This is a genomic window from Leptospira kobayashii, assembly GCF_003114835.2.
GTDB lineage: Bacteria > Spirochaetota > Leptospiria > Leptospirales > Leptospiraceae > Leptospira_A > Leptospira_A kobayashii.
Genome location: NZ_AP025028.1, coordinates 306,793 through 322,553, shown reverse-complemented (window position 1 = coordinate 322,553; position 15,761 = coordinate 306,793). Strand labels below are relative to the sequence as shown.

At 41.3% G+C, this 15,761-nt stretch carries 12 protein-coding genes; 4 read left to right on the top strand and 8 right to left on the bottom strand.

Annotation, left to right across the window (positions count from 1 at the left end; all coding sequences use genetic code 11):
* The first annotated feature begins 66 nt into the window (after positions 1–66).
* On the top strand, positions 67–924 hold the full coding sequence (locus tag DI077_RS01560; protein ID WP_109022206.1) for an aldo/keto reductase: 858 nt from the start codon (positions 67–69) through the stop codon (positions 922–924).
* A 68-nt stretch (positions 925–992) separates the two neighbouring features.
* Complete coding sequence (locus DI077_RS01555; RefSeq protein ID WP_109022205.1) at positions 993–1,550, top strand: YbhB/YbcL family Raf kinase inhibitor-like protein; 558 nt, start codon at positions 993–995, stop codon at positions 1,548–1,550.
* Position 1,551: 1 nt separating this feature from the next.
* On the opposite strand, the gene DI077_RS01550 is transcribed toward DI077_RS01555, so the two are convergent.
* Together DI077_RS01550 and DI077_RS01545 are read right to left on the bottom strand one after the other, a co-directional pair.
* The gene (locus tag DI077_RS01550; RefSeq protein WP_109021976.1) at positions 1,552–3,345 is read right to left on the bottom strand and encodes a PAS domain S-box protein; all 1,794 of its coding nucleotides are present in this window, start codon (positions 3,343–3,345) and stop codon (positions 1,552–1,554) included.
* Between the two features lie 445 nt (positions 3,346–3,790).
* Entirely contained in the window at positions 3,791–4,189 is a 399-nt protein-coding gene (locus tag DI077_RS01545) for a 6-pyruvoyl trahydropterin synthase family protein (RefSeq protein WP_109021975.1), read from the bottom strand.
* Between the two features lie 64 nt (positions 4,190–4,253).
* On the opposite strand from DI077_RS01545, the gene DI077_RS01540 reads away from it, so the two are divergent.
* Positions 4,254–4,481, top strand: coding sequence for a DUF1858 domain-containing protein (locus DI077_RS01540; RefSeq protein ID WP_109022204.1), 228 nt, complete (start codon positions 4,254–4,256; stop codon positions 4,479–4,481).
* Positions 4,482–4,743: 262 nt separating this feature from the next.
* On the opposite strand, the gene arsS is transcribed toward DI077_RS01540, so the two are convergent.
* The gene (gene arsS, locus DI077_RS01535) at positions 4,744–5,733 is read right to left on the bottom strand and encodes an arsenosugar biosynthesis radical SAM (seleno)protein ArsS (RefSeq protein WP_109021974.1); all 990 of its coding nucleotides are present in this window, start codon (positions 5,731–5,733) and stop codon (positions 4,744–4,746) included.
* 38 nt (positions 5,734–5,771) lie between these two features.
* Positions 5,772–6,116 carry an arsenosugar biosynthesis-associated peroxidase-like protein gene (locus DI077_RS01530; protein WP_109021973.1) on the bottom strand — a complete coding sequence of 115 codons (345 nt, stop codon included), beginning with the start codon at positions 6,114–6,116 and terminating at the stop codon, positions 5,772–5,774.
* Between the two features lie 464 nt (positions 6,117–6,580).
* On the opposite strand from DI077_RS01530, the gene DI077_RS01525 reads away from it, so the two are divergent.
* On the top strand, positions 6,581–7,969 hold the full coding sequence (locus DI077_RS01525; protein WP_109021972.1) for an SBBP repeat-containing protein: 1,389 nt from the start codon (positions 6,581–6,583) through the stop codon (positions 7,967–7,969).
* 100 nt (positions 7,970–8,069) lie between these two features.
* Here the strand turns inward: DI077_RS01525 and DI077_RS01520 are convergent, their stop codons facing one another.
* The 4 genes from DI077_RS01520 to DI077_RS01505 form a co-directional block, all read right to left on the bottom strand.
* On the bottom strand, positions 8,070–9,563 hold the full coding sequence (locus tag DI077_RS01520) for a TolC family protein (RefSeq protein WP_109021971.1): 1,494 nt from the start codon (positions 9,561–9,563) through the stop codon (positions 8,070–8,072).
* Positions 9,563–12,751 (bottom strand): efflux RND transporter permease subunit, encoded by a 3,189-nt coding sequence (locus DI077_RS01515; protein WP_109022203.1) that lies wholly within the window; start codon positions 12,749–12,751, stop codon positions 9,563–9,565. The genes DI077_RS01520 and DI077_RS01515 overlap by 1 nt, the downstream gene beginning before the upstream one ends.
* A gap of 134 nt (positions 12,752–12,885) precedes the next feature.
* Entirely contained in the window at positions 12,886–13,662 is a 777-nt protein-coding gene (locus DI077_RS01510; protein WP_109021970.1) for an enoyl-CoA hydratase/isomerase family protein, read from the bottom strand.
* Positions 13,662–15,710 (bottom strand): AMP-dependent synthetase/ligase, encoded by a 2,049-nt coding sequence (locus tag DI077_RS01505; RefSeq protein WP_109021969.1) that lies wholly within the window; start codon positions 15,708–15,710, stop codon positions 13,662–13,664. Before DI077_RS01505 ends, DI077_RS01510 begins: the two co-directional genes overlap by 1 nt.
* Between the last annotated feature and the right edge of the window lie 51 nt (positions 15,711–15,761).

Genomic DNA, 15,761 nt, shown 5'->3' with positions numbered 1-15,761 from the left:
GGCAGTTTATTTATCGCATCCTCTTTAAAAAAAATAAATTCCGAACCGAATTCTAGGAATCCTTCCATGGAAACACAATCAAATCCATCTTCGAAAAATACAAAAGTTCTAAAAGCAAAGATTCTATCCAGTGGAGAAATTCTTCCACGGGTAGGACTTGGCACCTATCAGACATTTGACGTAGGAAAAGATCCGTCAAAACAAAAGGAACTGTCTTTTTTATTGGAATACTTTCACTCTTCGGGAGGAAGTATGATCGATTCTTCTCCTATGTACGGAACTTCCGAGGAAGTTGTAGGTGATGTTTCTTTGAAAACGAATTTAAATGAAAAATTGTTTTTTGCAACTAAGGTATGGATCAGCGGAAAAGAGGCAGGCGAAAAACAAATGTTATCTTCTCTTTCCAAAATGAAACGAAAACATATCGAACTGATGCAAATCCATAACCTCGTCGATTGGAAAACTCACTTAACAACACTGAAAGATTGGAAGGAAAAAGGAATCATCCGTTATATAGGAATCACACATTATACAACGAGCGCCTTCCCGGACTTGGAAAAGATCATCCGGTCGGAAAAAATAGATTTTTTGCAAATCCCCTACTCCATTGCGGAAACAACCGGTGAAGAAAGATTGATTCCTGCCGCATTTGATCGGGGAGTGAGTGTTATCGCAAATGAACCGTTTGCACACGGACGGTTGTTTTCCATGATCAAAGGAAAAGACCTTCCCGGCTGGGCAAAAGAAATGGGAATTTCCACTTGGGCAGAATATTTTTTGAAATTCATTTTGGCTTCCGAACAAATTCAATTCGTAATCCCTGCGACAAACAAACTGAATCACCTTAAAGAAAATATGACAGCCGGCATTGGCAACTTACCGTCCCTTTCCGATCGAAAAAAAATGAAGTCGGAGTTTTTTTAAAATTTGAGATGCAGTTTTTCAAAAGGAAAATTAATCTTATCTTAGCATTTGAAACTCGGAGGTTTGTTATGCGATTTTCTTTTTTAAAAACAAGTCTTTTACTTACCACTATTTCCATCGTAGGCGGTTTATCCGCAGCCGACATCAAACTGACAAGTAACGCAATCAAAGAAGGTTCTAATCTTACCAATGCGCAAGTTTTCAACGGATTCGGTTGCAGTGGCGAAAACATTTCTCCGGATCTGAATTGGAGCGGAGCTCCGAAGGAAACAAAAGCTTTTGCCGTCACAGTTTATGATCCTGATGCTCCAACGGGAAGCGGATTCTGGCACTGGGTTGTTTTCAATATTCCTGCCGATGCGACAGGGCTTGCTTCTAAAGCAGGAAACGAAAAAGGAACTCTTCCTCCAGGCTCCATTCAAAGCAGAACTGATTTCGGTAAACCTGGTTTTGGTGGAGCATGTCCGCCTGCAGGAGACAAACCTCACCGTTATATCTTCAAAGTATATGCTCTAAAGGATAAAATCCCTTTAGACTCGGAAGCATCGGGAGCCTTGGTAGGATTTTATATCAATAGCTTGAAATTGGCAGAAGGAAAATTGAACGCAAAATTCGGTAGAAAATAAATCATATCTTCAAACTTAGGATTACCGTTAAACCTTCGTTTGGATTTGAAATCGTACTGACTACGCCGTCAATCTGTTCCGTCAGATTCTTTACCAACATAAATCCGAGTGTATTTGCTTCACTCGGATTTGTAGATTCGGAGAGCCCGCAGCCGTCATCGGAGACCATCAGATTCACATGCTCATTGACTTGACGCAAATGAACGCGGATTTCTCCTTTATGATCGTTGGGATAAGCGTATTTCAAGGCGTTTGTAATCAATTCGTTTAGGATCAACCCCACAGGCAAAGCACGTTTCAAATCCAATTGGATCTTTTCCAATTTAACGGAAAATCGAATTTTTTTGGAATCAATCGCATACATTTCCGAAAAAGAATCGATTAAATCCTTAATATACAAGTGTAGATCCAATCTATCGATTGCGGACGATCTGTACAATCTTTCATAAATCTTGGACATAGAATGTATGCGAGACTGTGCATTTAAAAAAATACGTTTTGTCTCTTCGTCTTTTATATGATTCAATTCAAAGCCGAGTAAGTTGGAAACAACATTCAAACTGTTTTTGACTCTATGTTGCAGCTCTTTCAGAAGGACTTCTTTCTCGTCTAAAGATTTTTGGAGTTCCGCTTCTGCATGTTTTTTCGCAGTGATATCATGATTGATACTGAGTAAGTATTTTTCGCCGGAGATCACAATCTGTTCGACAAACACCACTATATCGGCGATCTCTCCCGATTTTTTACGAATCTTCATCTCTTCGCCTTCGATTCTACCGGTGTCCCGTAGGATTTCAAGGAGGCGTTCTCTTTCTTCGGAAATCCACCAGTGTTGCGTTTCCTTTGTACTTTTTCCGATGATTTCGTCCTTTTTATATTCGAACAATTGGCAAAATGCTTTATTCACGCTTACATAAACCCCATCCGCATAACGAGTAACAGCCATTCCCATCGGACTGGATTTAAAAATAGCGGCAAATCTTTCTTCCGATCCGCGCAATTCTTCCTGCATTTTATAATCTTCCGTTACATCCCGAAAAACAAGCACCACTCCCAAAACATCGCCTTTTTCGTTTTGAATCGGCGCGCCACTGTCCGCAATTTGATACTCTACTCCGTTTTTAGCAAGTAAGGCGGTATGATTCGCTAGACCGACGATCTGCCCTGTTTTTAAAACCTCATCAATCGGATTTTTGGCGGGTACCCTGGTCTTTGCATTTACGATATGAAATACGTTTCTTACGGGAGCTCCGATTGCTTCGTGAAACGGCCATCCGGTTAATTTTTCCGCAACAGGATTCATTCTTGTGATTCTTCCTTGGTTGTCGGAAGCGATCACTGCGTCTCCGATAGAGTTCAAAGTAACCCGAAGACTCTCTTCTTTCTTTTTAACTTTTTGGTTCGCGTAAAAAAGATCGAACGCCATATCAATGGAAGATTGCAATACAAAGTTGCCTGAGTTTTTAATCACATAACCGTATCTTGTGATGCCTCTTACTTTATCAACCATCTCTTTTTCTGCATGTGATGTTAGAAAGACGATGGGAACTTCAATCAATTTCAGGATCTCTCGGGAAGTTTCCGTTCCGTCCATCCCGGCTCCCAAATCCATATCCATCAAAATCAAATCAATCTCCTGTCCGGATTGAATCAATTTGATTGCTTTTTCTCCCGAGGATGCGGTAAAAACAGTGTATCCCGCCAAACGCAGAGCTTGCGCTTCCGCCATTCCGATGATTGTATCATCTTCTACTATAAGTAAGGTTTTTTTTTGTTTTTCGACTTGAGTAATCATGACGTCCCTCACAAGGATTCTTTTCGCAAATGAGCAAACTCTATTTTTATATTTTCAAAACAGTTTATCCATTAGAAATTCATAATTTTGGATTTTATTTCTGATTTATTAGAATCTGAATACCTCCCCTCTTCCAGATGTATAGACAGTTTTTTGATCGATTTTTTGCAAAATAGGAGGAAAAATCTCTTTTTCCATAAGGATTCGTTTTTTCGAACTGTTTATGTAATCATTTTTACGACTTATCTCTTCAGTACATAAGAGATACCCCGTTCATCTCCTTATGTGATCCATTTCGGAGAATTGAAAAAAGAACAATGTCCGAAAAACGCGACTTACAGGGTTTTTATGAAAAATAAAGTAATAAAGCTAAGAGTATCGATTATTTTATCGAGAACAAAAAAAGCAAGACCACCAAACAAAAATTAAATCAATTTAACCTTTGTTATGGTTCAAAAAATGCAAGGTTTTCAGGACCTTCATGAATTACGATTCTCATGACCTTTCCGTTTGTTTTCGCCACTTCTTCTTTGAGTCCTGCAAAAAACCAACGGGCCACATTTTCCGAAGTGGGATTTACCCCCTTGAAATCAGGATGTTCATTGATCAGTAAATGATCAATGCTATGAACCAATTCCTGCAAACGGTTTCTTGCGGTTAAAAAATCGTAGCTAATTCCGTCCGGGCGAATGTTCTCTTTTCCCGATAGGAAGACTTCCACCTTCCAGGAGTGGCCATGAATCGGTTCATCGGAACCATCCGGAAAATAATCATACAAATAATGTGCGGACTCAAACCGCCCTTCGATCCGAACGTAAAATTTCCCAGATTCTTCGGTAAACATTCCAATTGACGAATAGGGGAACGTCTAATATTTGTATAGTAAATTACTATCCGAGGTGTTCCTGATGACCGAATCAACCGCAGCCCGTTTTCATAAAGAGATGACCGTTGGAGAAGCAATTGCCATCCATCCGGAGGCTGGTCTTGTTTTCTCTAGCTACCACCTAGGTGGTTGCTCACATTGTTCCATCAACGAAGTCGAAACCATCGAACAAGTTTGCATGGGCTATGGTGTTGAAGTAGACACTCTGATCGATTCTCTCAACAATCTTTTCGCCGACGACGAAGGCTAAGATCTAGGCCGCCTCCCACTTCGTGGGACCCGGCTTTTCGCTCCAACCTCTGCCTTCGGCGAGGGTTTCCGCTGCAATCCGTGGCGGTAGAATATTAATGTGACATAGTTTTATTTGGGGATCGATCGAGCCCCCTCCCTTTTTAGGGTTGGGGGGTGAGGGTCGTGGGCTGCAAGCACCCACCTAACACAAAATTTACAATTCGCCTATCGCTTTCGCAAAATCCCCGAAAATTTTAGAAAAAAGTTCGCTCTTTTGCCTTTTAGGCTACTTCCCCACCACAGCTGGAACCTGCACCGGCGGTGCATCCGAAACAATGATTCGCCACAACAATATTTCGATTCACAAAGGTTTCATAATCGAAGTGATCGACATGAGAAACAGGTTTCGCTTCCAACTCCAACATCTGGTTGAAATCACAGTCGTAAATTTTTCCATCATACCCGACTGAAATTTGGTGCCGGCACATCAAACCTTCCAAGGTCATCGGATTATAAGCATTGACCAAAGTTTCCATATAAGTTTCAAACTTACCCGTTCGCACAAGAGCACCTAAGTAGCGATTGATGGGCATATTATTAATGCAATAGAGATTGTTAAATACGATTCCGTACTTTTTGTCCAGGTTTTCCTTAAATTCACGCTCCAATTGTTTTTGTGCGGAACTCAAAAAAACACCCACTGGATTATAAACCAAATTCAACGGAAGTCTGGTCCCGTATCCTAATTTATTTAACTTTTGCAAGGCGGTAATCGATTTATTAAAGACTCCGTCTCCTCTCTGCTGATCGGTCCTTGATTGACTGAAATAAGGTAAGGAAGAACAAACTTCCACTTCATTGGCAGCCAAAAATTCATGAAGGTCTTCGTTCCCCTTCTCCTCTAAAATGGTAAGATTGCAACGATCGATTATTTTTTTGCCAAGTTTGCGAGCCTCTTCCACCAAATAGCGGAAATGAATATTTCCTTCCGGCGCCCCACCTGTGATATCAACGGTTTGAATCGCAGGAACGGATTTGATAATTGCGAGACATTTGTCGATCGTCTCCTTACTCATCATCTCCGTCCGAATCGGAGATGCGTCCACGTGACAATGTTTACATGCTTGGTTGCACCATTTGCCTACATTGATCTGGAAAGTAGTCAATGTTAATCCTGTCAAAGGATTCTTTGCATCCGTTCCGATTCTGATTTGTTTTCCAAAAGAATCAGGATAAGATCCCAGAATATTCATCTGTTCATCGACTAACATAGACTATCTCCTTTAAAACTGATTTACTTTCCCATCTATTAGATGGAAAGTTCATCGATTTTGTTGTTCATTTGAACGCTATGAACCAAATTAATTCCCGCAGCCATCGCTGCAGCAACATGAACCGCTTCATTCATTTGCGCTTCATCGGCACCTTTTTGTAAAGAAGTAGCTGTATAAGCATCAATGCAATAAGGACATTTCAATGCATGGGAAACCGCTAGTGCGATGAGAGCCTTCTCTCTCTCGCTAAGAGCCCCTTCTGCCATCACGGCGCCGTAATATGCGAAAAACTTATCTGCAAGGTCTTTATTCACTCTTCCGATTTCAGGGAACTTCGCCAGATCCTTTGCATTATAGTAATGATTTGCTGTTGAACTCATACTTTATCTCTCCCGTGATTAGATCATTTCTAATTTCTTTTGTCAAATTTCCGTCAGGAACCTTTTTCTTCAATGCCAAGATAACGGAAAAAGCGACGAAATATTGGATCTTACCGGGCGGTGCAAAGAATTTTAAGCAAAACCCACAATATTTTGAAAAAATATTATGTCGGATCTTAGCCACATAACACTTGTTTTAAAATAAATTGCCATAGTTGGGATAGATACGGGTTAGAGAGAGCGGAACCTTTGTCTTACAACCAATTCTGAACTTTATCATATTTTTACGTATTTATCCTGAAACATAAATGAAAAAATCAATTTAGATTTTCCAGTTCATGAACTGGAACGACAGGCATCTTTTCTTGCTTTAAAATTTTTAGAATCCGTTCTGCCAACGCCTGGCCTGCTTCAAATCAATGAATCAGAACAAAATCCATAAGGACAGTCGGAAAAGGAAACATATGACAAAGTTCAAACACAGTATACTAATCGTAGTTATATACTCATTCGGTGTATCTTTCTCTTTCGGGTGTAAGTCCTCCTCCGATGATATCAATCCTCTTTGGGCCATACCGTTTTTAACGGGAGCTACTCAAGGAACTTCCGATTCTATACCTGCGATCAATAATAGCGGAACCAAAGAATGGACCAGGCTTTTGGGCGCAGGGGGAGGAGTAGGGACTCGAGGAAATGCAATTACAAGCGATAGTTCCGGAAATATATATATTACAGGTTACACACAAGGCAATCTGGACGGACAAACTTTAACTGGAAGTAATGATTTGCTTATTACCAAATATAGCAGCGCTGGAAACAGACAATGGACTAGGCTTCTAGGGGTTGCAAGTGCTTCGACAATAGGAAATGCAGTTATAAGTGGTAGTTCAGGAATATACATTACGGGTATTACCGGAGGAAATTTGGATGGGCAAACAAAAACAGGTTCAAACGATCTATTCTTAATTAAATACGATAACAGTGGTAATAAACAATGGACTAGACTCTTGGGTGTGGCAAGTGCAGAGACAACTGGAAATGCAATCACAAGTGATGGTTCCGGATATATATATATTACAGGCTACACACAAGGCAATCTGGACGGACAAACTTTAACTGGATCAAAAGATCTATTCATAACTAAATATGATAGCAACGGTAACAAACAATGGACAAAGCTTTTGGGTGTGGCAAGCGCTTCTACATTCGCACGGGGAATCATAAGTGATAATTCAGGGACTTTGTATATTACCGGAACAACAAATGGCAACTTAGACGGTCAGACGAAGACGGGATCAAATGATATGGTTATTGCAAAATTCGACAATAATGGAAACAAAGAATGGATCAGACTTTTGGGTGTGACAAATTCGACTACGGAGGGATTTGGAATTGTAAGAGATAGTTCAAGCAACATATATATTACAGGCAATACACAAGGCAATTTGGACGGACAAACTTTAGCAGGATCAAAAGATTTATTCGTAGTCAAATACGATGCCAATGGGAACAAACAATGGACCAAACTTTCGGGTGTGACGAACGGACATATTACCGAGGTACTTACAATTACAAATGATAGCTTCGGAAATGTATACACTGCCGGTAGCACCACTGGCGGCTTGGATGGACAAACCATAACAGGGGGAAAAGATTTATTCGTAGTCAAATATGATAAGAATGGCAACAAACAATGGACTAGACTCATGGGAGTTGCAAGTTCGGGTACCAATTCCTACGGAATCGTAAGCGATTCTTTCGGGTATCTGTATACTACAGGTAGTACTTCAGGCAATCTGGACGGACAAATAAAAACAGGAGGAGAAGATCTATTCATAGTTAAATATAAGTAAGATTATGACTTTCACCCACTGCTTTAAAACCGGTTTTGCCGAACGATCCTTCAAATCCTTCTTAGTTTTTATCGGTGGGGAAGGGCCAAGGCATTTAATATTAGTTAGGTTCTATTTTAAATTCGGACTTCTCTTCCGGGATTCTGGGAATCTCCCCGATCGCGACTCCCAATGCAACCCGGTTGAGGAGTCTTTGGTAATTTGTCTTTTTGAAAGTGATTTCCGAATTCAAGGTAGCAAGCCGCGTGGAAATTACATCCACCCAACTGGTTCTACCCATTCTGTACCCGGACTCTTGGCTCGCCAGAGTGTCTTTCGCATATTGATAGGCTTTTTCATAAATAATGCACATTCGCTCCGAGTTTTCCAAACTTTGCGTTGCATTTTGAATCTCTTGGAGAGCGGCTCTTCTGGTTTGAGAAGCATTCAACTTCGCTTGTTTGGTGGCAGATTCCGCATTTTTTAAATCGGCCATTTGACCCAAAGGAGTGAGAGGCATAGTTACGGCCAATTGTGCAGTTACGTCTTTATTTCTAGTTTGACCTTCCATAGGAAACGAATAATACGTGTTTACCGCTATGTTCGGAGAGAACCCGAACCAAGCTTTGTTTTCGTTTGCCTTTGCCACTTCGATTCCTTTTTGAGTGGAAATGACATCGTATCTCTTCGGCAAATATTCATCCACTTTTCCGATTTGAATTTTTTCGAGAGGGTTTGCAATGTTTGCCAGTTTGATTTTGGTATCGAATCCGACCATCATCGCCAAAGTAGTTTGCACCTGCTCCAATTGAAATCTTGTATCTTCTAAAATGGCTTGGGCATTGGCAAGGCCAGTCTCCGCATTGAGAAGTTCCGATCGCATAATACGTCCTAACGAATACAATCTCCTTCTTTCTTTCACGGATTCCGTATTTAATTCCAAAGCTTCGGTGGCATACTTCAAACTTTCTTCCAATTGCAAAACATTAAAATACCCTTGGGCTAGTTCCAGATACATCCTTCCTGCTTCGAATTTTGCCTCCATTCGCCTTTGATCTGTTAAACTTTTATTGGCCTTATAATCCTGATATGCGGTCAGCCCTCCCGTTAAAGGAAAACTTAGTAACAAACGGGAACCGGCTCCGACTGTAGGCGGTAAAGAAGAAGTCGTCGAAGAAGGAACTAAAGATAAATAATCTCCATTTTGAACGGATTGATAGGTTCTGTAATTTTCCACTAAGCTTGGTTCTGTGGTATGACCGGGAATCGAATAAAATTTATTGTAAACATAGGAAAGAGTAGGAAGAAAACCGGCGAATGCTTTGTCCTTTCCCGCCATTGCCTGATTGGTCGCTTCATCTTTCAAAGCGATTCTTTCCGTTCTTTCCACAGCCAAAACAAACAAATCATCCAAAGAAAGAGAATCTTTTTCAAGAGCCGCTTCCAAATCTTTTGTTGTAACTCCTGTTATTTTTTTCAAACTATCTTCCACGACTCCGTCGTTTAATTTTACTTCCGGACGGGAAGAACAAGATCCGAGGGAAAATAATGAAAATATAAGAATCGAAAAGGAAAAAATATAAAAACAAACGTTAGTTAGTTTTTTTTCGTTCATTATTTTTCCTTTTCCATCAGATAATAGGCGGCGGGAACTACAACAAATGTTACCAAAGTGGAAAGAACAAGTCCGCCCAGTATGGTCACTGCCATAGGAACTCTGGTTTCCGCACCCGGACCAAGTGCCAAAGCAGGAGGAATTGCGGCTGCGATAGAAGCGAAAGATGTCATAAGTACGGGACGCAAACGAACAGGACAACCTTCCCGAATCGCTTCCGCTACCGTTTTACCTTGCGAACGCACATGATTTACAAACTCGACGAGTAGAATGGAATTTTTTTTCACAAGCCCCAAAAGCATAATGAGACCGATAAAACTGTACATATTGAACGATTGCCCCGTAATGAAAAGTGCCACTAATGCCCCCGAAAAACTGAACGGCATAGAAAGCAAAACGTATAACGGTTGTTTTAGACTATTAAATTGGCTCGCCAAAATCATATAAGAGACAACGATGCCCAACACAAGTGCAAACATAAGCCCGCTTGTGGATTCATTTGCCGTTTTTGCGGAACCCGAAACCTGTACGATATAACCTTCGGGTAACATTTCTTTTGCGATACGGAGTGATTTTTCCAAACTGGCAGTCTGCCCGATCGCTTGCGGAGGATTTCCGAATAATTTAATCGCGCGATCCCGGTTGACCCTAGTGATACTTTTTAAAGTATTTTTGGTTTCTAAAATCAATATGTCCTTTAGGCGGACAAATTCTCCGTACACATTTCTGACTCGTATATTGGGAATGATTTCCGCATTTTCTCCTTGGTTCTTGTTGATCTTAATCCTTACATCGTAACTTCTTCCATTTTCGGTAAAACGACTGACTTTTTTGCCTCCCATAAGAGGTCCTATCGTATTACCAATGTTAGCCATGCTGACACCTCTTGCGGCGGCGGCATCCCGATTGGGTAAAATCCTCAACTCTTCCTGACCCAGTACATAATCGGTATCAATATCCTGCAGAATGCCTTCCTTATCCAACCTTTCTCGAATTTTAGTAGATACATCCGCGAGAACATCCCAACTTGGACCGGTTAATACCAGTTCTACGGGATATCCTCTACCGGCACTGAATCCCCTTTGCGAAATATCAATAATCGAAAATTTTGCCTCCGGAACCAGAAGTTTCAAATCCTTCCGCAGATCTGCAAATACGTCGCTTTGCGTGATTTCTTTCCCCGTTCTTTCGTTGATCGGTCTTTTTCCCATTTCTTTGATTGAAACAAAGAACATAGCTCCGTTCGATTCCGTACCGTCGAATCCCCCAATGGTTCCCATATATTTTTCAATTTCGGGTTTTGCCATAAGATGGGATTCCACTCTTTTCATTGCTTCGTTTGTGGCAAAGATAGAGGAACTAACAGGCATTTTAGCACGAAGGACGAATCTTCCCAAGTCCTGAGGAGGAATAAATTCTTTTTTCAATCCTAAAAAAAATCCGAGCGATAGAACAAAGAGAACCGTTGAAACAAACAAAATGGTTTTTGGAAAAGCGACCACGTAATCAAGCACCCAGGCATAAAATGCTTCCGCTTTTCGTAAGAATTTTTCCACCAAAGGATCCACTCTTTTGAATAGGGAAAAAAATCCGATCGTCCTCGCGATGATGCTATAGAATTTAGAATCCTTGTAGCTGGAAAGATTCCATTTGGAAGTGATACCAATCATTTCCTGCTTCTTGGATTTTCCCTTTTTCGTTTCTTTTTCTTTATACCTGGAAGCACGCATAGGAGTGAAACTAAGCGCTTCGAAAAGAGAGAGTGCGACCGCCACGGCGACAGTGATTCCAAATTCCAAAAAATATCTTCCGATGACACCGGACATAAATGCTACCGGCAAAAAAATAGCAATGATGGCTAGAGTCGCAGCAAGCGCCGCAAAACGAATCTCAGACGCTCCTTCCAAGGCGGCATTGTACCAGGTTTTTCCCATCTCTCTATGTCTGCTGATGTTTTCCAAAACCATAATGGCATCATCCACTACGATTCCCACCGCCAAAGAAAGTCCGAGCAACGTGAATGTGTTTAAAGTAAATCCTGCATAATACAGTACTAAAAATGTACCAATGATAGAAGTGGGAATGGCAAGTAGTACGTTGGCCGTACTTCCCCAACTCCCCAAAAACAATCTACAAACAAAGCCTGTAAGAAGAATGGAGAGTAACAAAGTAAACATCAATTCATCTACCGAGTCTTTGATAAAAGTAGTATTATCATTTGCAATGGCAAGGTTGTATCCGCGAGGAAGAGTGGCTTTCAACTCTTCCATTTTGGCTTTTACTCTATTGGCAACTGCTACTGCGTCGGAACCTTTTATTTTTTTGATCCCAAGTCCCACCGACGGGATTTGATTGAATCTTCCGATTTTTTTAATCTCGTCTAACCCATCTTCAATGGTTGCGACATCTTTCAGACGAACAGGCCGAAACATGGCTGCACCGCTTCTGGAATTGATAAAGATATTGGAAAGTTGATCTACCGTAGGAACATCGCCTACGGCCCGGAGGGAAATTTCCGATTTTTGGTTTTGTAATTTTCCGGAAGGAACTTCTATATTTTGTTCGAGTAAAGTATTTGTAATATCATCTACAGTCAGTTCGGCGGCCGCCAATCGGTTCGGATCCAGATAAACATTAATAACCCGGTCGACATACCCGCCTAAAATAATTTCTCCGACACCCGGTAGTTCCTGGAATTTATCTTTTAATACGGATTTAACATAGATCATCTTCTCCTGTTCCGTTCTGCCTTCGGCAGTCAAAGCAACCCATATGATAGGGTTGTCATCCGGGTTGGATTTAAGAAGAACGGGAGGGTCAAGCGCAGTGGGAAGTTTATTTTGAACCTGTGCGATTTTGGTTTGGATTTCCTGAATTGCAACATCCACATCACGATTTAACTCTAGTTCGACGGTGATCGTTGCAGCGCTATCCGTCGATGTGGATCGAACCTCTGTAACTCCTTCCACTGTAAGAAGAACTTCTTCAATCGGATCTACCACATCCGTTTCCATAACGGATGCATTCGCCCCCTGCAAAGTAAGAGCGATATTTACAATGGGGAAATCCACATTGGGCATCTGAGACAATCCCAAACGGGAAAGTCCGATGCATCCCAGAAGGATGATCCCAATCATCATCATCCAGGAAAAAATAGGATTACGTATGGAAACTTCGGATAATTGCAATGGACCTCTGAATTTAGGAAGCGCTGAAGTATAGACCCAAGTTTTCACTACAGGGTTCCCGAACTTTTAAAAAAGGAAATTCAAAGATAACCTTCTTTTTTGCCGAAATCCCGAGATCGGAGGGATAAATAAAATTAAGTAATAAAGTTCGGTCTACGTTTTTCTATCAAAGAGAGAAAACCTTCTTGTCCGTCTTTGGTTTGAATTGTACGCGCGAAATGTTGTATATCCTGTTCAAATACCTTGGAAAGGATAGGATGATAAAAATCGCGGAGTGCTGTTTTCATTCCACGGCTTGAATTATAAGTGAGTTTTGCAAGTGAACTTGCAAATTTCAATCCTTCGTTAAACAAAGATTCTGCGGGAAAAAGTTCGTCTACAAGGCCGATCTCCTTTGCTTCCGGAGATTTGATTTGTTTTCCGGTGTACAATAAATCACGGGCATTTTTATAACCCACAAGATCTTTCAATACCATCGTAGGAACGGAAGGAAAATTCAAGCCCACGATCGCTTCTGAAAATCCAATCCTTGCCCCTTTATCCACCATATAACGATAATCGGAGAATAACGCAAAAACCGCCCCTGCCGCCATACAATGTCCGTTGATGATGGAAATGGTGGGTATGGGAAACAAAAAATAATCCGAAACAGTTCCGATCAAAATAGTAACCGCTTCTTTGATCTCCGCATCCGACTTTCCATACATTAGGGTCGGTTCGATTCCATTGGAAAAAAACTGGGTTTGAGCGGAGGTAAGTAGAAGTGCGCGCAAATTTTCATTTTGCGCGTGTTTCTTTAAAATGCCGCCGAACGTGGAAAAAGCGTTCAGATCAAAAGTATTTTTTTCATTGGTCTGCATCCTGATCTCCAGGATGCGTTCCCCGTGAAATATTTCTGCAAAAATGGACATTAGCTGTTTTTGTAAAGTTCCAAAATCCGATCTTTGTATTTTTCAGTAATGACATGCCGCTTCATCTTCATCAGGTTTGTAAGCTCGTCACCAACTTCGAACGGTTTGGTGATAATGGTAACATACTGAACCTGCTCGAAATTTTTAAAACCTGTCTTAACACTATTGAAATTACGGACTTCTTTTTTATAAAAATCGACTACCTTAGGTTCGGTGATCAATTTTTCCGGTTTGGTCTCGGTGATTCCATTGTCAGCAGCCCAAGCAGCAAGAGCATCGAAATCAGGAACAATGATGGCACCCAAAACCTTTTGATCCTGTCCTACCACCATGGATTGTTTGATGAAAGGAGATTCGTCGATTTTATTTTCAATCGGTACAGGCTCTACGTTTTCACCACCTAACAGAACAATGGTGTCTTTTGCACGGCCGGTCAAAGTCAAAGTTTTTTTGAAATTGATCATTCCGATATCACCGGTATTCATCCAACCGTCTACTATGGTTTTTGCCGTAGTTTCCGGATTTTTATAATAACCTTTCATCACTTGCGGACCGTTCAGGTGAACGACGCCTTTTACACCTTGTTTGCCCGAAATGATATTCTTTTTGTCATCTATATGGCAGAGAACTTTTCCGGCATCATCGCGAATTTGAACTTGTGTGAGAGGAACTATATCCCCCACAGAACCCATGATCGGACGTTCAAAAGAACGAACTGAAATCACCGGACCTGTTTCCGTCATCCCGTATCCTTCGAGTACGGTAATACCAATGTCCATGAAGAAAGCGTCTACGTGTTTTTGCAACGCTCCCCCGCCGGACAAAGTTGCTCTCAAATGACCGCCTGTCGCCTGGCGGATCTTGGACAATACAATCCGATCCAGAGTGAACACATTCAAAATCAAACCGAGTCCGCTGATCACATAAGCAACTGTCGAAAGAGGGTTTCCAATGGAACTCAAGTAATAACCCGCGATTCCACCTAATATAGTTAAGCTGAAAGGTGCTGTTACCAAAAGTTTAACGATGGCAATCACGCCGCCGATTAACGATTGAAAGATATTTCTATTTTCATAATCCACTTCCAAACCTTTTAGAAAACGAATGGAGGAGTGATAGTGTTTGGAGAAAAAGTAAGCTACTTTGAATAATAATCTTCGAACGGGAGGAGTCTGTTTCGGATCATTGATCCTGGTGTAAATTCCGTTATAGATACTTTCCCAAACACGAGGGGCCGAAGCCATAAAAGTAGGTCTCGCTTTTTGGATATCGTTTCGAAGGTCGGTAACTTTTGTATAATAAGTAGATCCTCCGTTTACGATCGCAAAGTATTCCACAACCCTTTCAAAGATATGCCAAACGGGAAGGATGGACAACATACGATCTTCAGGCGTTACTTTTGCAACGTTCGGAACCACGTAATGCAATTGGTGGATCATATTCGAATGCATCAGCATTACACCTTTCGGCATCCCCGTTGTTCCGGAAGTATAGATGAGAGTGAAAAGATCGTCCGGCTTGATTTTGGAAATACGTTTTTCCGCTTCTTTTTTCCCTTTGCTGCGTAACTCTTTTCCTTTTTTCAACAGGTCCAGGAAATGCAAAACTCCCGAGCCGGATTTGATTTTGGAATCCTGATCGAGGATGATGACTGTCTTGACTCCCTTGATTTGGGATTTATTGTTTTTGAATTTCTCGTAGACCTTATCATTTTCAATAAAAACGATTTTTGCCCCGGAGTGATTGAGGATATAAACGATTTCCGAATCAGTAATATCCGATCCGCGAGGAACATTGGCAGCCCCTGCAAGCAACACTGCGCAGTCAGCAACGATCCATTCTTTGCGGTTGTCCGCGAGGATTCCTACATGATCCCGAGCATCCACACCTAAATCAATGAGTGCTTCCGCGAGAGCTAAACCATCTTCGTAAAGTTCTTTGTAGGTGATGGCTTGGTATTCTTTTGCCGCATTTTTATACCAGAATGCCGGCTTGGTTCCGAATTTCTCCGAAGACTCTTTATAAACTTCTGCTAGGTTGTTTGCCATATCTCTCCCATCTGAAACGGACTTAATACTAAATCCAAATTTCAGATGGTC